Origin of the sequence: Mesorhizobium opportunistum WSM2075 (assembly GCF_000176035.2) — a bacterium.
In the GTDB taxonomy this organism is placed as follows: Bacteria; Pseudomonadota; Alphaproteobacteria; order Rhizobiales; family Rhizobiaceae; genus Mesorhizobium; species Mesorhizobium opportunistum.
Window position 1 is genome coordinate 4,462,899 of record NC_015675.1, and the last position, 20,763, is coordinate 4,483,661.

Here is a 20,763-nt window from a genome sequence, read left to right on the forward strand (position 1 = left end):
CGTTTTTTCCCCAGGTCACGCGATTTGCGCGTGTAGAACTAACGGAGGAAAAAATGAGCATCAAAATGCTTACGATGGGCGCGATGGCGCTCGCAATTATGACGGGCTCAGCGCTGGCAGGCAGCAACACCACCTCCGCGCTCGATGATCCTGCAACGATGTCACCTTTCTTCACGGATGCCGGCATGAAAACCTTGAGGTCGGAAGCGGATTTCAAGACCGCATGGATGTCCATGAAGCCGGATGAAAAAACGGCGGTGCTGAAAGACTGCGGCGACACCACGCTCAACAAGTCGCACGCGGATTTCTGCGCCATGGCGAAGAAGATGGGCGGCTAAGAATAACCGCTCTAGGCATAGTTCCCGAAACGTATTTGGCCCGTCCCTTAGGCACGGGCCTTTTTCTGCAGGCCATTCCCTTGCGAGCCATGTTGGTAAGGGCTCCCGTCGGTCTCGCTTTCCTCGTCAATCATCCGGAGTCTCCAGCCACTCACGCAGGACGATCTGAATGAGATCCGACGGCCGATTTTCATTTCGGCGGCAATGGAGTTCAGTGCTTCCTCCGTGGCTGGCTCTAGCGGGAGGCCTGCGACGTTCCGGAGCATCAATGCAGCCCCGCCGAAGATGATCTGAAGATCCGTCCGAGACATGTCGGCGATGCTATCGGCGGCGTTCTCAAGCTCCTTGGCGACGGAAAGGCGCGTCATTCCGTGTTCCTCGGCTCGATGATGGCGGAAACAAGCGAGGAAGGTGGCGCTGGTTAGGGCACGGCAGCGCGTTGAGTTGGATGACGCAATTTGGCCCGCTGCCTCACGGTGGCGGGCTTCCCTGTCTCTAGATAGGGTGCCTCCGACAAAATATGTGGTCATCACGTGAGTGCGGGGAGGGCGCTACGTCGCAGCCACGGACGTGATCCGTTGTCGAGCTCCCCCCGCCGCCAAGACGGAACGGGCATGGGGCCTCAAGTAGCCCGTTCAATCATCGGGTCGCATGGTGGGCGCATGTGGGCGATCGGTTCCCACGGGCGCAGTGCAACCTTTCACCTAAGCCTACCCTTCGCGATTTCAGGTCATGATTAGCCAGCCGGTGTGCAGCGGTTGGCAATGAGTCCGCTTTCTTCCCACGCTCATTATCATTAGCGTCGGTGGCGGTCTCGCGTCGGGATGCTCGAAGCCGAGTGGTCACGACAGAACAAACGAGGCGTAGTATATTGGTCTGCACATTCGAGCCGGCGCACACCTTGGCTTTGAAATCCAGCCGCAATAGACCTCGGTTGTTTACGAGCCATGTGCAGGACCGACAACCTCGGCGTTCCCTAGCGTAGTAGCGACGGATAGGGCCGGATATAAATCGGATGATGGATCGGGCAGATACATAAGTAAAATCAGCTAGTTACGAGCTTCTGTGTGCAAAAATCGCACACGAAAGTTCTGCTTCTCTTCTTTTTTCGCTCCCACGATGGAGCCGCCGATAGCCCTTTTGGGATGCTCTTGTGCCGACGGCATTCGCCTCCCCAATGCGGCTGTTCGCCGGATTTCCGTCGAACCTCATTGTCCCGCTCCAAGTGTCCAGCTGTGCAGCTTGACCGGCTCAATGAAAGCTTTTCGAACGTTCAGGGATGGCGCGCGTGAATACACAGCCAAGCGTCACGAGGGGCTGCTATGGGATCATGTCACACGGCGTGGTCAAGCAGCGCGTGGAGCTTGTGAATTCGATCCGCTATCCGGCCAGAAGCATCTACACAAGCGAGAGGTTGCCGGCTTAGCGGATCGCCTTCCTCATTCCAGCGGCCGCGAAGAACAGCCAGCCAATGACATGTCGGAAGAAATAGATGCACGAGCCCCAAATCGCTAAGCATCGCAACCACGAATAGCTTCTCACCGGAAGAAACATCCTTCACGAAGCATGGGGGCGACAGGCATAAATCCAACCATAGTGAAGGCCCAGCTACCCCCCATTGTCGGGATGACGTTACGAACCGCAGTGCCGCACAGAGCAGCAGCCCTTAGCCGGCCGTTCTACGCCCCGTCTGCATCGTTTCATAAGCGTGATGCTCGAACTGGCTCCGGGCGTTCTCGTGCCGCGTCAGGAACAGAGTTGCTCGCGAAGGGCGAAGACGAACTGCTACCTGACGGCGGCAGAGGCCATTGAGTTCGGCCTTATCTCGGAAATCCTCGATTGAAGCCCTGCCGCAAACCGGAGCGCCGCTCATCAATCGCCCTCCTGTTTGCGATGGCGGTGTTTTTCGATTTCCTCGGGCTCTTCATCGTCGATGCTGGTGATGTTGGAAGCATTGTGATCTGATCGCAGGATCTCGTCCAGTTTGGCATGGATGGCCTGGGTATCGCGGTGCTCTGCTCGCTGAATGAACAGCGTCATGGCCCAGGTGAACAAGGTGGCCGCTCCATGCCAGTCCAGGCTCTGTCGCTCGAAGATCATCCAAAGCACCGCATAGACCAACAAGATCAGGAATGCCGCGGGACGAGAGGTCAATGTGCCGATTGAGGTAAGCACGCGGGTGACGGGATGGTTGGTCATCCCAAAGAACTTGCGGCGGCGAGCCTTGTTCCCGAGCGCAGTACATTGCGCCGCCATGAGCCTGCCAGGCGCGACAGGCTAGTTGACAGGATGATGGTTGCCGATCGTGCCTAGCTACAACGCTGGCCATGCGATTGCCGGGCGCGCAATCATCAGCCAGAAAATGGCGAGGACCGCGCCGAAAGCCGGGAAGCCGAAGACAAACCAGCGTCTGAACAGTTGATTGTAGCGCTCGGGCGGGGCCTGGTTGGATAGGGCGGCCTGTGTCGCCAGATTTCGCATCTCGATCTGCATCCACACGACAGGCAGCCAGAACACGCCGGTTGCGATGTAAAGCAGGATCGAGAGGACGATCCAGCCTTCGGACAGTGAATACCCCGCAAGCCAGGCAAGGCCTAGTCCGGTCAGAGGTTGTGCGACAACCGCCGTAGCCGTGAACAGGAAATCAGCCAGGACGACAATGCGGGCGACGGCGGCGATCGTCGCGGCGTTTCCGGTCCGGTGTGCCATAAGCATGAAAAACGCGATGCCGGCGCCAGTCCCGAGCAGCACAGCCGCACCGATGACGTGCAGGTATTTGAGCACAAAGTACATCATCAGCGTTCCTCCAGAATGGCCAGCGCTGCAAAATGCAAAACGAGGATCGGGAAGATTTTCAACAGCGGCCCGAGTGGCTCGTACCAAAGATCCGGCCGCAGAATGCTCCCAGCGATCGCATAGAAAAGCGTTACCGCGATAGCGCCGAAAAGACCAAGCCGGCTGGTTGGACGCCAAGCGATAAACGCCCCCACGACCATGTCAGCCAGCGCGCCGGCGACGACCGCCGGTTCGGCCAAGGCGCCGGCAGCAGTGCCAATCAGCAAGTCAACTCCGCTGCGCCAGCCGGCGGTGAGGGAAATGATACCGGTCAAAATCCAGAAGAGCGGCAAAACGACAAACAGCGCCGGCTTCACAAAGTAAAGACCGGCGAACCATCGCTCCTGCACCGTCGCAGGATTTAGACATAGCGCGGCTGTAAGACTAGATGGCTGAATGGCGGTCACCCTCATCCACGGCTGGGGATCGCCGACAGCGCCACGCGTGATCTCTTTTGCAGCATTGGTGCGCATCGGCGGGCGCCAGCCTAGCTGAGCCGCGGCATCCCCCAACCTGTACAAGGTAGCTGCGGTCCAATTGGGCAAGATGAACTCTTGAGCACTGCTCCATCCGAACCAGCGGCGATAGCAACCCACGACCTCTCTCATCGAAAGCGCCTCGGGCCCAGCCAGATCAAGTGTGAGGCGCGATGGACTGCCGGGTTCGAGGAAAAAGAGAACGGTGGAGATCACGTCATCGAGCTGAACGACCTGGAGCCGGCCCGTGTCGGGCATCACAGGCAAGAGCGGCAAAGCCGCGAGGCCGCGAAAAAGCGCACTGGCGCCGAAAGCCGGCCTTCCCAGAACTACCGATGGGCGCAGGATCACCCAGTCAAGACTGCGCGCCATCAATGCTTCATCGCCGGCGAGCTTGCTGATGGAAAAGGCGGACGGCTGCTGGCGATCGACCCCGATGGCGGAAAAGTGGATAACCTTGTTCACATCTGCCTGCTCACACGCGATGAAGAGAGCCGAGGCGCCGGTCGAATGGACATGCCGGGTGTTTTCCCGGGCACTATCCTGCAGAACGCCGGCACAGTTTACGACGGCGTCCACACCGGCCAGATAGGGCGTCCAATCCTCAGGTCGCAAGGCCCGCGCCATATCCAGAGAAATTGTTGGGATATCCGGGTGGACGCCAGTACCTGGGCGGTGAAGCACGCGAACTACCTCATGTTCCTCACCTGTCAGGCGCGCGCAAAGCGCGTCCCCAATCAGACCCGACGCGCCGGTGACGAGAACTTTCATTCCTTCCTCCCGCCGTTCGCCGGCGCGTGCGCCTTCATAGACCCGGCCACCGCGCCGGAGAGAACTTGATCAAGGCCGAAGCCAGCAGTGTCACACCGGTGGAACAAGCTCCAGGCGACAATGCAGCGAAGAGTGGCCGGCGGTAGAGTGCGTTCGCATCTGCAGGTCTACTTCATCGACATTTCGGCGCCGGCTTGGCGCAATCGCGCAGGTCGTTGTGAATGTGAGTTGCAGCCGTGGCGGCATGTCCGAACGAAACGGCAATTTGATTGAGCCCCTCCGCCACGTCACCGATGGCATAGAGCCCTGGCGTTGAAGTCTCAAGGTGCCGATTGACCAGGACATAGCCCTCTTCGTCACGGATAGCCCCGAGCGCAACCGCGAGTTCGGAGCGTACGTCGCAGCCCATGGAGGGGTACACCACATCAATGTTGCGCAGCGGGGCGCCCTCGGCCATGACGACATCGAACCCGGTTCGTCGAGGGATCAGGTCATCGACAGCGTCCCAGATTTCTACTCCGCCTGCCAATGCGACGTCGCGGGCAGCCTCGGAAACATCATCCGGGTGGTTGGCGAGCAAGGCAACTCGACTGCCATATTCCTTCAGGAACAGAGCCTCCCTGACGGCGAGATGCTCCGGGCCAACGACGCCGATGCGGCTGCCCCTGGCCTCATACGCATCGCAAACCGGGCATAGTCTGACAATGCCATCCGCGATCGCCTGCTGCAGTCCTTTAATCGAAGGTGCCTTGTCCACAATGCCCGTTGCCAGAATTACGCGCCTTGCTTGGACCATCCCGCAGGCCGTCGTCAGAAGAAAATATCCCTCGCGTTTTTCGGCGTGAGCTACGTAACCGTCGGCGACACTCGCCCCGTATAGACGTGCTTGGGCTCGTAGGCGGCCGAGCAGTTCTTCCCCGTTGATGCCGTCGGGGAAGCCGGGACAGTTATGGCATTTTGGAATGAGCTTGGCACGCGCATCCCCCGCGTCGAATGAGATCACCGAACGCAGAAACCTGGCCAAATACGTGGCTGCGGCGAGCCCTGCTGGGCCGCCGCCGACGATAGCAACGTCAAAAATTTGTGAGCCGGAAGAACATGGCATAGCGCCCAACCCACGCGAAACAACCTTGTTCCACGTGGTGTCGAATGGACACCCAACAAGAGCGAGCCTTGAACCGAGGCATAAACGTCGTAGCTGCCATCCCGTGAATACAGCGCCACCAGGAAAGTGAAGCCGTCATGGAACTTCGGATCACCGCCGTGCTTAATCTGGCGAAAGGGTCTGAGATGAGCGCGACCAGAGAATCTTTTGAAAATTGGTTACAGGAGAACGTCGGCACCCTTCCTGGCAGAGAGGAAGTCAGCGTCACGGTGCTCGCCCAGCAATTCGAACAGGATGCCGAGGTGGCTGGTTACGGGCACGACGTAAGGGAGGACGAACTCGGAAACATCGAGGATGCTATCGAGCAAACGATAAAGAACGCCGCGGTGCAGAGCCTGAGATCCGAAGGGGACGATCTGGCGCCTGTGATGGACGCGCTGGAGGTCGATGATCCCAAGAGGGGGCCGTAGGCCCTAACAACCGCCTTCCGTTCGCCTGACCAATCCCGCGGGAGGTGGCATAGCGAGGCCCGTCTCGTAATGGGCGCCAGGTCAATTCCGAGTTAGTTCCATGCACCGTAGAGGAACATTCCTGCCGCCAAGACGTTAGCTGAGTTCCTTCACACCGGTGCTGCTCCGTGTTAACTGCGAACCTCCCAGGCGAATGGCTCACCCGGCACGAACAGGGCCACATCTCGCGGCGGACGGCTCTTGCAGGTATCGGTTGCTGGCTGCTGGCTGTTTCCTCGGAAGCCGAGGCACGGCCACAGCCGCGCGTGCGGTTTGGCGTGCTGGGATATGGCACCGCTGCTTGGGAAGTCGACGTCATGCGGCGGCACGCGTTGGACACTGCATTCGGAGTATCAATCGAGGCGCAGCGGCTTGCTGGAGCCGAAGCGGGCAAGACCGCATTGTTGGCGGGCAGTGTCGACGTTATCGTTTCGGATTGGGTGTGGGTTATGCGCCAGCGGAGCGAAGGCGCCGATCTGGTCTTCTATCCCTATTCTCGTGCCGTCGGCGCATTGGAACTGCCACAAGGTTCGCCCATCCGAACTCTTGCGGACCTCAAGGGCAAAAGGCTGGGGATCGCGGGTGGGCCGCTGGACAAAAGCTGGATTCTGTTGCGCGCGCTCGGCCTCCGTCAGGTGAAGCGCGATCTTGCTGAAGAGGTGTATCCGGTGTTCGGCGCGCCGCCTTTGTTGGAGCAGGAATTCCTGGCGCGGCGACTGGATGGCCTGCTGACATTCTGGAATTTCGCCGCCCGTCTCGAATCGGGGGGAGCAAGGCCTCTGCTCAGCGTCGCGCAAGTGCTGCAGGGGCTTGGCGTATCCAGGGAACTGCCGATGCTCGGCTACGTCTTCCATGAAAGCTGGGCCCGAGCCAACCCGATCGCCCTCGCGCGATTCACGAACGCCACTGTGGCGGCGAAGTCGCTGCTCGCGTCCTCGGACGACGAATGGCGGATGCTTGCGCCGCAATTGGGCACTGACGATCTTCACCTCCAGGCGGCGCTACGCGACGCTTATCGGGCCGGAATCCCTCGTCGCTTCGGCAAAGACGAACGTGATGGCGCGGCGCGGTTGTTTGCAATTCTGGCTGAATTGGGCGGCGAGGATCTGGTCGGCAAGGCAACGAGCTTGGATCCCGGTGTTTTCTGGCCCATACTGGCTTGAGCTGGCGATCATGACCGAGGTCTCAGCCATTACCACCAACATTCAGCGTTGGCAGTCCGCTGCGGCATTGCTTGCCATGGTGCTTACATGGCAGATCGCGGCATCGATTGCCGCCAATAGGCTGTTTCCCGGTCCGGTCCAGGTTGTGTCGGTTCTCTTGCACGAAGCGGTTCGGGGCGAGCTGCTGTACCATCTCGGCATCTCGCTCGCCCGCGTCGCCGCAAGCCTTGGGGCGGCAATCCTGATCGGAGCGGTCCTTGGCTATGCGGCAGGCCGCTCGCGCAGGGCCGACGTCTGGATGAGGCCTTGGATCGTGTTGCTCCTCAACATGCCGGCGCTGATCACCGTCATCCTGATATATATCTGGCTGGGCCTTGCCGACACGGCGCTTGTCCTGGCCGTCGCGCTCAACAAGATCCCCAATGTTGTGGTGACTATCCGTGAAGGCGCCGGCCGGCTAGACAAGGACTTTGCCGAAATGGCCGAGCTCTATCGTTTCGGCCGCGCTGCGATGCTGCGGTATGTCGTGCTGCCGCAACTGGCGCCTTTCTTCCTGGTTACCCTGCGCAACGGGCTGGCACTGACGTGGAAGATCGTGCTGCTCGCCGAACTGCTCGGCCGCTCCAACGGCGTCGGGTTCCAGCTGCAGGTCTATTTCCAGAACTTCGACGTCACCCACATCCTTGCCTATGCCATCAGTTTCGGCGTCGTGATGCTTGCCATAGAGTATGGGCTGCTTGTGCCGTTGGAACGCCGTCTGCTCGCATGGCGACGCTGATGCTCAGGATCAGAATCGAGGAGAAGACTTTCCCGGGTGACGACGGCCAACGCCGGACGATCTTTTGTCCGCTGTCGCTCGATATAGCCGACGGGCAGGTCTGCGTCCTGACCGGCCCGTCCGGTGTCGGCAAGTCGACGCTGCTGTCGATCGTTTCGGGGGTCGACGGCGAATTCTCCGGCAGCGTGAGCGGCCGCGCGCTTCCAGTAGGCATGCTTTTCCAGACGCCGAGGCTGCTGCCGTGGCTCACCGCCTTGCGCAATGTCGAACTCGCCGTCCCGGGCCACGCGCCCGATGCCGCCCGGTGGCTCGCCGCTGTCGGCTTGAAAGGTCATGAGCAGGATTTTCCGCAACGTCTCTCGGGCGGCATGGCGCGGCGCGTAGCGCTCGCCCGGGCGCTCGCCGTCGAGCCCGCGCTCCTGCTCCTCGACGAGCCGTTCGCATCACTCGACGAGGCGACGGCGCAAGCCATGCGCCGCCTGCTGCAGGATAGTTTCGCCAAGCGGCGCCCCACCACGCTGCTGGTCACCCACGATCTTGCATACGCCTCGTCGCTGGGCGACCGGGTCATCGTTCTGGAAGGATCGCCGGCGCGCATCGTGCGCGATGTGGCAATCTCACGTCGCGATGAAGCCGGATCGTCGCGCTTTAGGCTGGGAAGTCCGGTACAATGAGACTGGTGCTGGCCCTTCTCTGTCTTCTGTTGATCGCCGGCCCTGGCGCCGCCGAGGAACAGACAATGCTAATCGGCTATATCGGCCAGCAGCGCAAACCGGCTCTGCCCTTGGGACCCCTTGACGAAACCGTCGCCGATGATGGCCTGCAAGGCGCAAGGCTCGGTATTGCCGACGACGACAGCACCGGCCGGTTTCTTGGGCAGAAATTTCGGTTGGAGGAAAGGATCCTGGCGCCCACTGAACCTCCGGCCGACGCGGTAAGGCAATTCGCCAATGCCGGCATCGTCTTTGTCATTGCCGATCTCGATGCCGGTCAGCTTCTGCAGGCCAGTGCCGCGCCCGGAGCCGAGCGGATGACGTTGCTCAACAGCCGAGCGCCGGACGACGTGCTGCGCCAGCAGGATTGCCGCAGGAACGTGCTGCACACGATTCCGAGCCGCGCCATGCTCGCCGACGGGTTGGCGCAATATCTCGTCTGGAAGCGGTGGCAGCATTGGTTCCTGCTTGTGGGGCCGCACCCGCAGGATCAGGCCATGGCGGCGGCTTTTCGAAGGGCGGCGGCTCGCTTCGGAGCCGAGATCACGATCGACCAGCCGTGGACGTTCAGGCCCGCCAACGGACGCGCCGATACCGGGCACGTCACGCTGCAAACCGAAATACCCGCGGTCACGCAGGTCAGCGACTATGATGTGCTCGTGGCCGCCGACGAGGCGGATGAATTCGGCGCCTACCTCGAGGGCCGCACCGCCCTGCCGAGGATCATCGCCGGCACGCAAGGGCTGGTCGCGACCGGCTGGAGCCCCGTGAGCGAGGAGTGGGGCGCAACTCAACTGCAGGATCGTTTCCGCAGGCAGGCGGGGCGGTGGATGCTGCCCAGCGACTACGCCGCCTGGCTCGCGGTACGCAGCCTCGGCGAGGCAGCGACGCGTCTGCACAGTCTCGATCCCGCGGCAATCGGGAGATACATGCGCGGCGACACGTTTCTTCTCGCCGGCTTCAAGGGGCAGGGGCTCAGTTTCCGTGCCTGGGATGGACAGATGCGCCAGCCCATCTTGATCGCCGGGCCGCGCCTGCTGATTTCCAGCTCGCCGCAACCGGGCTTCCTGCATCAGCGCACGCCGCTCGATACCCTGGGCATCGACCTGGAGGAGAGCCTATGCAAGTTCTGATGGCGCTGTTGCTGGCGTCGTTCGTACTTCCTGCTCCCGCCGCCGCCGAGACCATCTACGTGTCCAACGAGCAGGACAATACTGTCGCGGTCGTCGATGGTGCGACAATGACCATGATGGCGACGATCGACGTCGGCCGACGTCCGCGTGGACTGGCGCTTTCGGTCGACAACAAGGCGCTGTTCGTCGCGGAAGGTGACGACAACCGCATCGACGTGGTCGACGTCGCGACGCGCCGGATGGTCGGGCAGTTGCCCTCGGGAGCCGATCCGGAATTCTTCGTGGTCCATCCGGACGGCAAGCGGCTGTTCGTGGCCAACGAGAACGACAATCTGGTGTCGGTAGTGGACATTGCCGCCGCCAAAGTCATCGGCACGGTCGATGTCGGCGTCGAACCGGAAGGCATGGCGGCCAGCGCCGATGGCCGCTATGTCGCCTGCACGTCGGAGACCACCAGCATGGTCCATCTGATCGACGCAGGCACGCTCGAACTGGTCGACAATCTGCTCGTCGACACCCGACCGCGAGCGGCTTCATTCTCGCCGGATGGTAAGCAATTGTGGGTCTCGTCGGAGATACGGGGCACCGTCACCGTCTTCGACACGGCAACGCGCGCGCAAACCGGCAAGATCGAGTTCGCGGTGCCGGGTATCCGACCCGAGGGCGTGCAGGCGGTCGGCTTGGCCATTTCGCGCGACGGCGCGACCGCCTACGTGGCGCTTGGACCAGCCAACAGGGTGGCTGAAGTCGATGTGAAAACGCTGACGGTCCGTCGGCTCTACCTTGTTGGCCTACGGCCCTGGCACGTTGCGCTCTCCGCCGACCAGAAGCGTCTGGTCAGCGCCAACGGCAATTCCGGCGACATCTCCTTTATCGATATCGAGAACCAGGAGGTGGTGAAATCGCTGCCGGTAGGCCGCGGTCCATGGGGCGTGGTGATCGGCCCATGAACGTCTTGTCGGTCGAGCATCTCAGCCACAGTTTCGGAAGCCGGCGGGTTCTGGACGAGGTGTCGTTTTCGGTGCCGGAGGGCGGGATGTGCATTCTGCTTGGACGCAACGGCGCCGGCAAGACGACATTGTTCTCGCTTGTCACCGGGCTCTATCACGCCCGCGCCGGGTCAGTCCTTGTCCTTGGCCATGCGATGAAGGCGAGCCCGTCAACCGCTCTTGCTCAAATGGGTGTTGTCTTCCAACAGCTGACGCTTGACCTCGACCTGACGGCCGGCGAGAACCTGCGCTACCATGCTGCCCTGCATGGGCTCTCTAAGGCGTTGAGCAAAGAGCGGTCCATTGAGGAGCTCAGCCGGCTCGAAGTGGCCGACAGGATCGACGATCCTGTCCGCGCGCTTTCCGGGGGGCAGCGTCGCCGTGTCGAGATCGCACGCGCTCTGATGCATGACCCACGCCTTTTGCTGCTGGACGAGCCGACCACCGGGCTCGACGTGCCGGGCCGCCGCGCGCTCGAGCGGCACGTAAGGGAGCTTTGCCGTGAGCGCGGCATTGCTGTTCTGTGGGCAACGCATTTTCTGGAGGAACTAACGGCCGATGACGATGTGGTGGTGCTGCATCGAGGAACAGTACGCTGGGCCGGCCGCGCCGATCGCCTCGCTGCCGATCTCGGTGTCGCCAGCACGGCGGAAGCCTTCGCGTTGCTGACGGGGGCCGAATGAAAACGTCTCACGCCGTGCGGGCGCTGAACGGTATCCTGCGCAGGGAGATGCTACGCACGCTGCGGCAACGCGGCCGATTGCTCTCAGCGATGGTAAGGCCGCTTGTCTGGCTGGCGATCTTTGCCGCCGGCTTCCGCTCCGTTCTCGGCCTGTCGATCACGCCGCCCTACCAGACCTATGTGCTCTACGAAGTGTATGTGGTGCCCGGGCTGGCGGCCATGATGCTGCTCTTCCACGCCATGGCGAGCTCGCTGGCCATGGTCTACGACCGCGAGATGGGCAGCATGCGCCTGTTGCTGACGGCGCCGTTGCCACGCTGGTACCTGCTTGCCGCGCGGCTGCTGGCCAGCGTCATTGTCGTCATGCCTCTGGTCTATCTATTCCTAGTTATCGCGCGCTATTGGGACGTCCGGCCGCCGGCTCTCGGCTATGTCGCGGCGTTTCCGGCGCTCTTGCTGTCGGGCCTGATGCTTGGCGCCTTCGGATTGCTCGTATCGTCGGTCTCGACGCAAATGGAGAACTTCGCCGGCGTGATGAATTTCGTCATCTTCCCGATGTTCTTTGCTTCGACGGCGCTCTATCCGCTGTGGCGTCTCGCCGAGGCGGGGCCGGTCCTGGCAACGATCGCCGCGTGGAACCCGTTCAGCTCGGCGGTCGAGTTGATCCGCTTTGCGCTGTATCTGCGGTTCGATGCCGCTTCAGCCTTCGTCGTATTCATCTGTCTGCTCGCGTTCTTCCTCGCTGCCGTGGTCGGTTATGACCCCGGTCGCGGCCTGTGGTCGCGGCGCCCCGGAAGCTGAACGATAAACTGCTCCAATCACTTCAAGGCATAGAGGTAGGCTGCGATATCGCGCGCCTGCTGCTCCGTGATCCCTGTCGATGGCATGGCCGTGTGCGGATTGATCTCCCTGGCCGATCGTATCCAGCGCACCAGGTTCTCCGGATTGTTGGCCATGACGCCGCCGATAATGACACGGTCGGCAAGGCTTGCGTCGAGGCGAGGGCCGACTTGCCCTTGCGCGCCCGGCACGCCCGTAATCGTGTGACAGCCGGAGCAGCCATTCGCGGTCATGATCGGCAGAGCGCGCGCAACGTCACCGCCCGTGGCGGCCTGCGCCTCGTGCCGGATGCGCGCGGCCCGATCGGACCGCCAGGTCAGCCCGACCACAACGGCGATGAGCAGCAGCAGCGTGGCACTGGCGGTGGCAAGCAATTTAGACAGGCCCGAGCGCATGCGCCGCCTCCCTCCTTCCGCTCGCCCTGATCCACAGCCCGGCCAGCAGCAATGCCGCCCCGCCATAGATCAATCCGGCCGGCACCCACATCACCAGCCCGGCAAGCTGCTGGTCCTCGAGGGGGCTCAAATTCCACAGCGCCGCCCCCACGGCGTTCTCCGGGTACCAGAGCCGTGGCGAAAGCAACAGGAGAACGCCGAGCAGGCCAGTGTGCAGCGAGGTGACGAAGAGATGCATCACCGCGCCGCCATAGTTGTGCTGACGACCGGAGCGCGGCGAGATCGCCCACCAGAACAGCAGGCCGGTTCCAAGGAAGCTCGCATGCTGGGCATAGTGCAGCACGCCGCGCTCCAGCGCGGCCACGAACAGCGCCGGAATATGCCAGATCCATATGGCGATGCCGTGAATGATGGTCGCGCTGAGCGGCCGGGTTGCGAAAGCCCAGACCGCCTTCAGCCATTCGGCGTGCCCGGCAATTCCCAGAACGCGGCGGAACCGGCTAGGGAGGCCCCACATCAGGGCCGCGGCCGGGCAGGCAGCGACCAACAGCGGCGCCGCCACGGCCATCAGCAGCTCATGCTCAATCATATGCGCGGCAAACACCTGCTCGCCGAGCGCATGAATGGGGCTGACCAACGCGGCCGTCAACACGCCCCATCCGGCCGTGAACAGCAGCGCCTGGCGCAACCGCAATGTCCTACCGCGGCCGCTGCGCCGCCAGAGCCGGCTCGCACCCACGACATAGACGAGACCGAGTATGGCAAGCGGCAGCGTAATGGGCAGCGCGAGCGTCCATCCGGCTTCCGGGGCGCCGGCACCATAGCAGATCGAGGTTGAGAACAGCGCGTCGAGGTTCATCGCAGGCACTCGTCCAGGATAAGCGCGGCGCTGCCTTGCATGACGATGACAAGTGCAAACAGCAGAGCCGACAACATGCCGAGATTGGCGACGAATTGCTCGGTGCTGCGCGTGCGCTCCGGCTTGAAGGCGGCGCCGCCCTGCCGCTCCGCCCGCCATGACAAGGCGCCGCCGAGCAGCGAAAGCACGACGAGCATCAGTGCCGAGGGAAGTACCACCTCGACCTGACGGTTGCACTGCCACGGCACGATTGCGTAGTTCAGCTGCGTGGAGATTGCCCAAGCCATCGGCCCTGACAGAAGACCGCCCCAGGACGTTCCCATTCGCAACGCGCGCATCAGCCCAGCCTCGGCATCCAGTAGATGAGCAGATAGATCGGGATCCAGGTCAGGACCACGAAATCCCAATAGAAGACATTGTCGCCGACATCGCCGAAGCGCCGGCCGCTATAGCCGTGGCGTGTGAACATCAGCACCGTCAAAACGATCGTGTCGCCGATATCGGTTATGAGATGCGTGGTGTGCAGCCCGAGCAGCACCCAGAGCATGGATCCATAAGCATTGGTGTCCCAATAGATGTTCAGCGCCGGAAACTCGAACCAGCGCACGACAAGCGGAGCCAAGCCGAGCAGCGACATCACCACCATGCCGATCCGCACCGGCCCGATCGCGCATTGCTTGGCGTACCGGTTGAGGATGTGGTTCGGCACTAGGCTGACGATGAGAAGCAGGGTCACGATCGTCCCCGGCCAATGGTTAGGCTGCGGAGCGCTTAGACGCCAGTTGGGCCACACCGTCGTCAGATAGAGGTAGGCGCCTGCGGCCAGCGCAAAGCCCGTGCCCTCCAGCGCCATGAAACCAAGCGTACCCCACCAAGTCGGGCTGCGCGGGCCATGTCCAAAAGTCGGGAGGCCGGAAAGATCTAGCTCAGGACGCTGGCTCATTCCTCGTCCTCCGGATCGCCCTTGGGCCAAAACCATCCGACCAAAGTGATGGCGATCGGCGCGGCGCCCCAGACAATCGCCCACGGCGTGAATATCGAATAGACAAAGGTACCGCCGACGGAGAGCGCCGCAAGCAGCGGCCAGATCGACGGCGTCGCCGATTTCTCGCGAATGTCTGGATGGGCTTCCGCAACGGTCGAGATGAGAAGCTCGCGCGCATCGACCCGCAACCCTGTCGCCACGGGCAGCGCTTCGCGCTCGGCCCAGAGCGGCTCGACATGCGTGACAATCGGAATGCGCGCGAAATTATAGCTCGGCGGCGGCGAAGACGTCGCCCATTCCAACGTTCCGGCATCCCAGGGATTGTTTCCGGCCGGTGCGCCCTTCAGCGCGCCATGCGCAAGGTTGAAAGTGAACAGGACGAAGCTCAGGAAGAAGAGCACCGCCCCGGCCGAGATGAAAAGGTTGATGTTTCCCCAACCAAGTTCGGCCGGATAGGTGTAGACCCTTCGCGGCATGCCCCACAGCCCGACGAGATGCATCGGGAAAAAGGTGGCATTAAAGCCGATAAACGCCAGCCAGAAATGCCAGCGGCCGAGGCGTTCGCTCATCATGCGGCCGCTGATCTTCGGGAACCAGAAATAAGCCGCGCCAAGCAGCGGAAACACCGAGCCGCCGATCAGCACGTAGTGGAAATGCGCGACGACGAAGTAGGTATCGTGGACCTGGAGATCCAACGGCACCGAGGCGAGCATGACTCCGGTCAGGCCGCCGATGACGAAGATGAAGAAGAAGCCGAAGACGAACAGCAATGGGGTCCGAACCACGGGTCTGCCGTCCCATAAAGTCGCGAGCCAGCAGAAGATCTGCACACCGTTCGGAATGGCGATCATCATGCTGGATGCGGTGAAGAAGCTGGCGCCAAGCTTCGGCAAGCCGGTGGCGAACATGTGATGGACCCAAAGCCCGAACGAGAGGAAGCCGACCGCGATCAGCGACAGGACAAGCCCGAGGTGGCCGAAGGTCGGCCGCCTGGCGAAGGCGGGGATGATCGAAGACACCATGCCGGTAGCCGGCAGGAAGATGATGTAGACTTCCGGGTGGCCAAAGAACCAGAAGAGATGTTGGAACAGCAGAGCGTCCCCACCTTCCGCGGGGTTGAAGATATGGGTGCCGACCAGCCGGTCCAGGATCAGGAAGGTGGAGGTGATCATCACCGCCGGCATCGCGAAAACGACGACGAAGGAAGTGACCAGCATCGCCCAGACATAGAGCGGGATCTTGTCCAGCGACATACCGGGCGCCCGCTGCTTGAACACCGTAACGATGGTCGCCACCGCGACGGCCAGGGACGACACTTCCGTATAGGTGATCATCTGCGCCCAGACGTCAGCCCGCTTGCCCGGTGCGAATTCGGGGCCGGACAGCGGCACGTAAGCAAACCAGCCGACATCGGGCGCCATGTTGAGCGCGAAAGACACCCAGGCGAAAACGCCACCCGAAACGTAGATCCAATAGCTGAAGGCGTTCAGGCGAGGGAACGCGATGTTGCGGGTGCCGACCATCAGCGGCACGAGATAAATTCCAGTCGCCTGCACGATGGGCACCGCGAACAGAAACATCATGGTAACGCCGTGCATGGTGAACAGCTGGTTATAGAGGTCCGGTCCGATCAGACCGCGCTGTGGACCTGAGAGCTGGATGCGCATGGCCACCGCATTGAGCCCGCCCAGGCACAGAAATACGAAGGCGGTGATCAGATAGCGCCGGGCGATGACTTTGTGATCGACGCTCGACAGCGCGCCGATGATGCCGGGCGGCGTGCGCCATGTCCGCGCCAGCCAGCGATGCAGGCTGGCATCGTCCATGCCGGTGTCGCGCGGTCCGTCATGCTCGGGTGCGACATCGCCCTTGGCGGATGTTTCGCGCTCCGGCGGCAGGTCGCGCTGGCTTGTGAGGTCAGCGCTGCTCATTTCAGACCCTCGAGATAGGCGACGATGGCGTTGAGCTCGTCGCCGCTAAGATCGACCACCGGCATGTGCGACCCGGGCTTGATGCCTTGCGGGTCGGCTATCCAGGCGGCGAGATTGCCGCGGCTCATCGTCAATGTTCCGGCGGCGAGCGTCTGCCGACTGGCTATATGAGTGAGATCGGGGGCGACGGTTCCTCCCGCGGCCGTGCCGCCTATCCTGTGACACATCACGCAGGGGCGCCGCAGAAACAGATCTTCGCCGGCTTTGGCCTCGTCCCCGGTCGGAGCAGCGGCCGGCTGCAACTGGTCGTTCCACCAGGCGTCGAACTTTGCACGCGGCTCGGCGATGATGAAGGTGCCCATGTTTGCGTGCTGCGCGCCGCAGAACTCGGCGCATTGGCCCCGGTAGACGCCGGGCTTGTCGGCCTTGATGTCGAGCACGTTGACGTGGCCGGGAATGAGGTCGAGCTTGCCGGAAAGGCTCGGAATCCAGAAGGAATGGATGACGTCGGTCGAGGTCAGAAGAAGCCGCACCGGCTCGCCTGCAGGGATATGGATCTCGTTCGCCGTGGTCAGGATGCGGCTCGGCGTGGCATCCTCATAGCGTACCTCCCACCACCATTGATGGCCCGTGACCCGAATGGTCAGCGCGGCGTCCGAGCCGATCGCGGCGAGCGTCCTGTTGGCGAAGAAGCTCAGCAGCGTCAGCCCGATCAGGATCATGGCGGTCAATCCCACGGCGGTCAGGACCACGCGCAACTTCCGGCTGTCGGCGCCGGCGTCGATCGCGAGCGGTTCCGCCTGCGCGCGCGACCGCATCATCAGCGGCGCGGCGAGGGCGATCATCACCAGCACCCACACCACCGCGCAGAGGCCGGTGAAGAACCAGATCAGCCACGCCAACTCGCTCGCGGCGGGACCTTTCGGGTCGAGGGCCGATTGCCAGCCCGCGCATCCCTGGAGCAACAGAGTGCCGGCGGTGGCGAACGCCATCGAGATGAGGCGGTTCACGGCGACTTCCCCAGCGTGGCCGCGTCCGGCATGCGGTTTTCGGAAGGATGCACCATCATGTCGTCATTGCGTTGCGGCGCGGCGGAAGACGGCGCGTTGCCGCTCAGCGAGTGTACATAAGCCGCAAGCTCCCAGATCTGGTCGTCGGGGATCTTGTCGCGAAAGCTCGGCATGCCGTTCGGCCGGCCGTCGCGGATCGTGGCATGGATGCTTTCCATCGAGCTGCCATAGATCCACTTCTGGTCCATCAGCGCCGGCCCCATGCCGCCGCCGCCATTGGCGTGGCACCCCGAACAGTTGAACCAGCTGAACAGACGCTTGCCCTCGCTCATGTGGAAGGCGTTGGCTGCGAAGCTCGCCGCCTTGTTGTCGGTGGGGGAGGGTCGCTGGCCGCCCGGCTCCAGCGTGGTCACAGGCGTCGGCTGTTCGCCGGATCCGAGCGCCGATTGCGGGCGCGTGTCACGCTCCTCGCGTTGGCAGGCGGCCAGGATCATCGTTGCCGAAACCAGCACGGCAACCGCGCGCATCATCGTACCGTACTCCCGGAAGCGTCGAGACGGGGAACGCCGTACTGGGCCAGCACGGCGTTGATCTCGGCCCTGTGCTTGGCGAGCGCGGCATTCACTTCGCCGCGCAACGCATCGTCCTCGCGGCGTACCCCCATGGAGATGTCGTAGACCATCGGCAACAGTGGCCCGTCTATGAGAGGCACGACCGGCGTGACGCGGAGCGGCACCTTCTGCCTAGCGGCGAAATAGCCGGCAAGCGGTCCCCATACGACGGCGAGATCGATCTGACCCGCGGCCACCGCTTCGACGATGCGCGCCGGAGGATTGGGCGCGGAATAATCGCCATAGACAGGATAGCCGACGAGATGTCCGACGATGCCGCGGCGGCCAAGCGCCTGGACCGGCGGCGAGTTGGCGCCGTCGTCGCCGATGAGCTGAACGCCGATCCGCAATTCGCGCAGGCGCGCATCGTTGAAGGATCCGATGTCCGGACCGTCCTGGCGCGTGACGAAAACGTAGGACGACCTATAATATGGCGTGGTGGTGCGCAGCATTTGGAGATTAGCCGGGGTGCCGGGAACAAGATCGCACAATCCGGCCTTCAGGGTGTTGCGCACGAAGCCGCGCCGCTGGGCCCACCAGGTGTAGGACAGCTTTGCCCCGAGCTCGCCCGCCACGATTTGCGCGATTTTGTTCTCGAAGCCCTGACCATCCGCATTGGAGAAGGGCATGTTGTTGGGATCGGCGCATACCCTGAGCTCGCGTGCATCGGCCGCTGTCGCCGCAAGCATCGGGGCCAGCGTGCCGATGCCAATCGCAAGCAGCACGAGGGCCCAGCGTCCCAGCCTCACGGCTGTCTCGAACACATCAAGGGAGCCGGAACACATAGAGCGTGCCTCCCGCCGTGGTCGCGTTCTTCAGATCCTTCATGGCGTTGACGAAGCCAAGCGCGGCAGTGGCGTCACGTGGGTCGAGGTCGCCGGAGACGATGGCGCCGGCCCAGCCGCCGACGCCGGAGAGGATGGCGACATATTGATGCCCGTCGGGTCCGCGATACGTGATCGGCTGGCCGATGATGCCCGACGATGTTTTGAACTGCCAAAGCAGCTCTCCGGTCCTAGCGCTGACCGCCTTGAACCAGCCCTCCATCGTGCCGTAGAAGACCACATCGCCCGCGGTCACCACCGCGCCGCTCCACACCGGGAAATTCTCCTTCAAGCTCCAGGCGGGTTTCTCCGCGGCTATGTCCCAGGCGGTGAAGGCGCCGCGATTGCCGCCGGGGCCGGGGATCATGCGGACGTTCATTCCCACATAGGGCGTGCCGGCGATGTAATTCACCTCGACGCCTTCTTCATCCATGCACAGATTGTTGTGCGGGATGTAGAGCAGGCCGGTCTTCGGCGAGAACGCGGACGGCTGCCAGTCCTTGAGACCCGATGCCGTCGGACAGATATCGCGAACGACCTTGCCGGTGCCGGTCTTCTTGTCCGGGTTTTCGATCAGCCGGCCCGTCTTGAGATCGACACCTTTGCTGGAGTTGACGGGGCCGAACGGCTTTGCCGACAGGACCTCGCCGGTGGTCCGGTCGAGGATGTAGAGATAGCCGTTGCGCTCCGGCCGGACCAGCACCTTGCGCGGCTTGCCCTGCCAGGTCATGTCGAGCAGGATCTGTTCGTTGATGCCGTCATAGTCGTGGAGGTCATGCGGGCTCCACTGATAAAACCATTTCGCCGCCCCGGTGTCGGGATCGCGCGCAAAAATGCCGGACGTCCATTTGTTGTCGCCCGGCCGCAAATCCGGATTCCATGGTCCTGGATTGCCAGTGCCGTGGAAGATCAGGTTCAGATCGGGATCATAGGAAATCCAGCCCCACATGTTGCCGCCGCCGATCTTCCAGGCTTCCGGCGGCCAAGTGGTTACGCCAAGGTCCTTGCCTTTGTCCGCGTCGTAATGCGGCTTGAAGTCCGGCCCTATCAGCACGTCCTTGTCGGGGCCGGTGCCGTATGCCGTCCAGACGACATGCCCGTCTCCCACATCGAGCGCCTTGACCCAGCCGCGCACGCCCATCTCGCCGCCGGAATTGCCGACCAGCACTTTGCCCTTCACCACAAGCGGCGCCATGGTGATGGTCTCGCCGATGTTGATGTTGCCGATATGCGTGTTCCAGATCGGCTTTCCGGTGTTCGCATCGAGGGCAATGGTGTGGCCGTCCAGCGTATTGAAGAAAATGCGCCCGTCGGCGAAGGCCGCCCCTCGATTGACGACGTCGCAGCAGGCCACCCCCTGTGCCGCCGGCTCGGGATTGGGCTCGTACTTCCACTTCATCGGCGCGCCGGGCTTGGAGAGATCGAGCGCATAGACGAAGTTGGGGAATGGCGTGACGATGTACATGGTGTTGCCGACGACCAGGGGCGCTGCTTCCTGCCCCTTGTTCACGCCGGTCGAGAACGTGAACGCAACCTGCAGGTTCTTCACGTTGCCTTCGTTGATCTCGGAGAGTTCGCTGAAGCGCGTCGACGCATAGTTCTTGGCCGGCATCGCCCATTGACCGTCATCGGGTGGCGAGGCTGCGGCGGGCGGTGCAATCGCTTCTGTCTTAGAGGGCTCCGAGACAGCGCCCTGGAGCGGGAGCCAGGTGAGCAACGTTACTACAAAGATGCCCGTGCCGAGGGAATTCCGGGTGGCCAACGTGCGGGTGTGTCGTCCTGCGTCAACGCGCGTTGGTCCCAGCTGCGGCATGCC

The 20,763-nt window shown here is 62.6% G+C and carries 23 protein-coding genes; 9 read left to right on the plus strand and 14 right to left on the minus strand.

Annotated features, from left to right (window positions below):
• Positions 1-53 precede the first annotated feature (53 nt).
• The gene (locus MESOP_RS21485) at positions 54-338 is read left to right on the plus strand and encodes a hypothetical protein (RefSeq protein WP_013895448.1); all 285 of its coding nucleotides are present in this window, start codon (positions 54-56) and stop codon (positions 336-338) included.
• Between the two features lie 47 nt (positions 339-385).
• Here the strand turns inward: MESOP_RS21485 and MESOP_RS33045 are convergent, their stop codons facing one another.
• The 5 genes from MESOP_RS33045 to MESOP_RS21510 all read right to left on the minus strand — a co-directional run bounded on the left by MESOP_RS33045 (position 386) and on the right by MESOP_RS21510 (position 5,525).
• Entirely contained in the window at positions 386-706 is a 321-nt protein-coding gene (locus tag MESOP_RS33045; RefSeq protein WP_013895449.1) for a hypothetical protein, read from the minus strand.
• A 1,504-nt stretch (positions 707-2,210) separates the two neighbouring features.
• Entirely contained in the window at positions 2,211-2,537 is a 327-nt protein-coding gene (locus MESOP_RS21495) for a low affinity iron permease family protein (RefSeq protein WP_041164212.1), read from the minus strand.
• Between the two features lie 114 nt (positions 2,538-2,651).
• Entirely contained in the window at positions 2,652-3,134 is a 483-nt protein-coding gene (locus MESOP_RS21500) for a DUF2269 family protein (RefSeq protein ID WP_013895452.1), read from the minus strand.
• Positions 3,134-4,420 (minus strand): SDR family oxidoreductase, encoded by a 1,287-nt coding sequence (locus MESOP_RS21505; RefSeq protein WP_013895453.1) that lies wholly within the window; start codon positions 4,418-4,420, stop codon positions 3,134-3,136. Before MESOP_RS21505 ends, MESOP_RS21500 begins: the two co-directional genes overlap by 1 nt.
• A 172-nt stretch (positions 4,421-4,592) precedes the next feature.
• Positions 4,593-5,525 (minus strand): NAD(P)/FAD-dependent oxidoreductase, encoded by a 933-nt coding sequence (locus MESOP_RS21510; protein ID WP_013895454.1) that lies wholly within the window; start codon positions 5,523-5,525, stop codon positions 4,593-4,595.
• A gap of 137 nt (positions 5,526-5,662) precedes the next feature.
• Between MESOP_RS21510 and MESOP_RS21515 the strand changes: the two genes are divergently transcribed.
• The 8 genes from MESOP_RS21515 (at position 5,663) to MESOP_RS21550 (ending at position 12,293) form a co-directional block, all read left to right on the plus strand.
• A complete protein-coding gene (locus MESOP_RS21515) occupies positions 5,663-5,995 on the plus strand; it encodes a hypothetical protein (RefSeq protein WP_013895455.1) in 333 nt (110 codons plus the stop codon).
• A gap of 167 nt (positions 5,996-6,162) precedes the next feature.
• Positions 6,163-7,197: an ABC transporter substrate-binding protein gene (locus MESOP_RS21520; RefSeq protein ID WP_013895456.1), complete on the plus strand. Its 1,035-nt coding sequence runs from the start codon at positions 6,163-6,165 to the stop codon at positions 7,195-7,197.
• 10 nt (positions 7,198-7,207) lie between these two features.
• Entirely contained in the window at positions 7,208-7,975 is a 768-nt protein-coding gene (locus MESOP_RS21525) for an ABC transporter permease (RefSeq protein WP_013895457.1), read from the plus strand.
• Positions 7,975-8,649 (plus strand): ABC transporter ATP-binding protein, encoded by a 675-nt coding sequence (locus MESOP_RS21530; protein ID WP_049802469.1) that lies wholly within the window; start codon positions 7,975-7,977, stop codon positions 8,647-8,649. The genes MESOP_RS21525 and MESOP_RS21530 overlap by 1 nt, the downstream gene beginning before the upstream one ends.
• Entirely contained in the window at positions 8,646-9,821 is a 1,176-nt protein-coding gene (locus tag MESOP_RS21535) for a type 1 periplasmic-binding domain-containing protein (protein ID WP_013895459.1), read from the plus strand. Before MESOP_RS21530 ends, MESOP_RS21535 begins: the two co-directional genes overlap by 4 nt.
• Positions 9,809-10,771 carry a PQQ-dependent catabolism-associated beta-propeller protein gene (locus tag MESOP_RS21540; protein WP_013895460.1) on the plus strand — a complete coding sequence of 321 codons (963 nt, stop codon included), beginning with the start codon at positions 9,809-9,811 and terminating at the stop codon, positions 10,769-10,771. Before MESOP_RS21535 ends, MESOP_RS21540 begins: the two co-directional genes overlap by 13 nt.
• Positions 10,768-11,493: an ABC transporter ATP-binding protein gene (locus tag MESOP_RS21545; protein WP_013895461.1), complete on the plus strand. Its 726-nt coding sequence runs from the start codon at positions 10,768-10,770 to the stop codon at positions 11,491-11,493. The genes MESOP_RS21540 and MESOP_RS21545 overlap by 4 nt, the downstream gene beginning before the upstream one ends.
• A complete protein-coding gene (locus MESOP_RS21550; RefSeq protein ID WP_013895462.1) occupies positions 11,490-12,293 on the plus strand; it encodes an ABC transporter permease in 804 nt (267 codons plus the stop codon). Before MESOP_RS21545 ends, MESOP_RS21550 begins: the two co-directional genes overlap by 4 nt.
• A gap of 17 nt (positions 12,294-12,310) precedes the next feature.
• On the opposite strand, the gene MESOP_RS21555 is transcribed toward MESOP_RS21550, so the two are convergent.
• From MESOP_RS21555 to MESOP_RS21595, 9 genes are read right to left on the minus strand one after another with little or no spacing between them, the layout of a single operon-like run.
• Complete coding sequence (locus MESOP_RS21555) at positions 12,311-12,727, minus strand: c-type cytochrome (RefSeq protein ID WP_013895463.1); 417 nt, start codon at positions 12,725-12,727, stop codon at positions 12,311-12,313.
• Positions 12,708-13,586: a cytochrome c oxidase assembly protein gene (locus MESOP_RS21560; RefSeq protein WP_013895464.1), complete on the minus strand. Its 879-nt coding sequence runs from the start codon at positions 13,584-13,586 to the stop codon at positions 12,708-12,710. The genes MESOP_RS21555 and MESOP_RS21560 overlap by 20 nt, the downstream gene beginning before the upstream one ends.
• Positions 13,583-13,924 (minus strand): hypothetical protein, encoded by a 342-nt coding sequence (locus MESOP_RS21565; protein ID WP_013895465.1) that lies wholly within the window; start codon positions 13,922-13,924, stop codon positions 13,583-13,585. The genes MESOP_RS21560 and MESOP_RS21565 overlap by 4 nt, the downstream gene beginning before the upstream one ends.
• The gene (locus MESOP_RS21570; protein ID WP_013895466.1) at positions 13,924-14,529 is read right to left on the minus strand and encodes a cytochrome c oxidase subunit 3; all 606 of its coding nucleotides are present in this window, start codon (positions 14,527-14,529) and stop codon (positions 13,924-13,926) included. The genes MESOP_RS21565 and MESOP_RS21570 overlap by 1 nt, the downstream gene beginning before the upstream one ends.
• Positions 14,526-16,502 carry a cytochrome c oxidase subunit I gene (ctaD, locus tag MESOP_RS21575; RefSeq protein ID WP_013895467.1) on the minus strand — a complete coding sequence of 659 codons (1,977 nt, stop codon included), beginning with the start codon at positions 16,500-16,502 and terminating at the stop codon, positions 14,526-14,528. Before ctaD ends, MESOP_RS21570 begins: the two co-directional genes overlap by 4 nt.
• Positions 16,499-17,512, minus strand: coding sequence for a cytochrome c oxidase subunit II (gene coxB / locus MESOP_RS21580; RefSeq protein ID WP_013895468.1), 1,014 nt, complete (start codon positions 17,510-17,512; stop codon positions 16,499-16,501). Before coxB ends, ctaD begins: the two co-directional genes overlap by 4 nt.
• On the minus strand, positions 17,509-18,042 hold the full coding sequence (locus tag MESOP_RS21585; RefSeq protein ID WP_013895469.1) for a c-type cytochrome: 534 nt from the start codon (positions 18,040-18,042) through the stop codon (positions 17,509-17,511). Before MESOP_RS21585 ends, coxB begins: the two co-directional genes overlap by 4 nt.
• The gene (locus MESOP_RS21590; RefSeq protein ID WP_013895470.1) at positions 18,039-18,908 is read right to left on the minus strand and encodes a substrate-binding domain-containing protein; all 870 of its coding nucleotides are present in this window, start codon (positions 18,906-18,908) and stop codon (positions 18,039-18,041) included. Before MESOP_RS21590 ends, MESOP_RS21585 begins: the two co-directional genes overlap by 4 nt.
• The gene (locus tag MESOP_RS21595) at positions 18,889-20,760 is read right to left on the minus strand and encodes a methanol/ethanol family PQQ-dependent dehydrogenase (RefSeq protein WP_425339708.1); all 1,872 of its coding nucleotides are present in this window, start codon (positions 20,758-20,760) and stop codon (positions 18,889-18,891) included. Before MESOP_RS21595 ends, MESOP_RS21590 begins: the two co-directional genes overlap by 20 nt.
• Positions 20,761-20,763: the final 3 nt, after the last annotated feature.

Excerpts from the sequence above, each read along its gene's own strand:
- MESOP_RS21485 (WP_013895448.1), top strand. The coding sequence starts at position 54 with ATGAGCATCAAAATGCTTACGATGGGCGCGATGGCGCTCGCAATTATG.
- MESOP_RS33045 (WP_013895449.1), bottom strand. The coding sequence starts at position 706 with ATGACGCGCCTTTCCGTCGCCAAGGAGCTTGAGAACGCCGCCGATAGC.
- MESOP_RS21495 (WP_041164212.1), bottom strand. The coding sequence starts at position 2,537 with ATGACCAACCATCCCGTCACCCGCGTGCTTACCTCAATCGGCACATTG.
- MESOP_RS21500 (WP_013895452.1), bottom strand. The coding sequence starts at position 3,134 with ATGATGTACTTTGTGCTCAAATACCTGCACGTCATCGGTGCGGCTGTG.
- MESOP_RS21505 (WP_013895453.1), bottom strand. The coding sequence starts at position 4,420 with ATGAAAGTTCTCGTCACCGGCGCGTCGGGTCTGATTGGGGACGCGCTT.
- MESOP_RS21510 (WP_013895454.1), bottom strand. The coding sequence starts at position 5,525 with ATGCCATGTTCTTCCGGCTCACAAATTTTTGACGTTGCTATCGTCGGC.
- MESOP_RS21515 (WP_013895455.1), top strand. The coding sequence starts at position 5,663 with ATGGAACTTCGGATCACCGCCGTGCTTAATCTGGCGAAAGGGTCTGAG.
- MESOP_RS21525 (WP_013895457.1), top strand. The coding sequence starts at position 7,208 with ATGACCGAGGTCTCAGCCATTACCACCAACATTCAGCGTTGGCAGTCC.
- MESOP_RS21530 (WP_049802469.1), top strand. The coding sequence starts at position 7,975 with ATGCTCAGGATCAGAATCGAGGAGAAGACTTTCCCGGGTGACGACGGC.
- MESOP_RS21535 (WP_013895459.1), top strand. The coding sequence starts at position 8,646 with ATGAGACTGGTGCTGGCCCTTCTCTGTCTTCTGTTGATCGCCGGCCCT.
- MESOP_RS21540 (WP_013895460.1), top strand. The coding sequence starts at position 9,809 with ATGCAAGTTCTGATGGCGCTGTTGCTGGCGTCGTTCGTACTTCCTGCT.
- MESOP_RS21545 (WP_013895461.1), top strand. The coding sequence starts at position 10,768 with ATGAACGTCTTGTCGGTCGAGCATCTCAGCCACAGTTTCGGAAGCCGG.
- MESOP_RS21550 (WP_013895462.1), top strand. The coding sequence starts at position 11,490 with ATGAAAACGTCTCACGCCGTGCGGGCGCTGAACGGTATCCTGCGCAGG.
- MESOP_RS21555 (WP_013895463.1), bottom strand. The coding sequence starts at position 12,727 with ATGCGCTCGGGCCTGTCTAAATTGCTTGCCACCGCCAGTGCCACGCTG.
- MESOP_RS21560 (WP_013895464.1), bottom strand. The coding sequence starts at position 13,586 with ATGAACCTCGACGCGCTGTTCTCAACCTCGATCTGCTATGGTGCCGGC.
- MESOP_RS21565 (WP_013895465.1), bottom strand. The coding sequence starts at position 13,924 with ATGCGCGCGTTGCGAATGGGAACGTCCTGGGGCGGTCTTCTGTCAGGG.
- MESOP_RS21570 (WP_013895466.1), bottom strand. The coding sequence starts at position 14,529 with ATGAGCCAGCGTCCTGAGCTAGATCTTTCCGGCCTCCCGACTTTTGGA.
- ctaD (WP_013895467.1), bottom strand. The coding sequence starts at position 16,502 with ATGAGCAGCGCTGACCTCACAAGCCAGCGCGACCTGCCGCCGGAGCGC.
- MESOP_RS21585 (WP_013895469.1), bottom strand. The coding sequence starts at position 18,042 with ATGATGCGCGCGGTTGCCGTGCTGGTTTCGGCAACGATGATCCTGGCC.
- MESOP_RS21590 (WP_013895470.1), bottom strand. The coding sequence starts at position 18,908 with ATGTGTTCCGGCTCCCTTGATGTGTTCGAGACAGCCGTGAGGCTGGGA.
- MESOP_RS21595 (WP_425339708.1), bottom strand. The coding sequence starts at position 20,760 with ATGCCGCAGCTGGGACCAACGCGCGTTGACGCAGGACGACACACCCGC.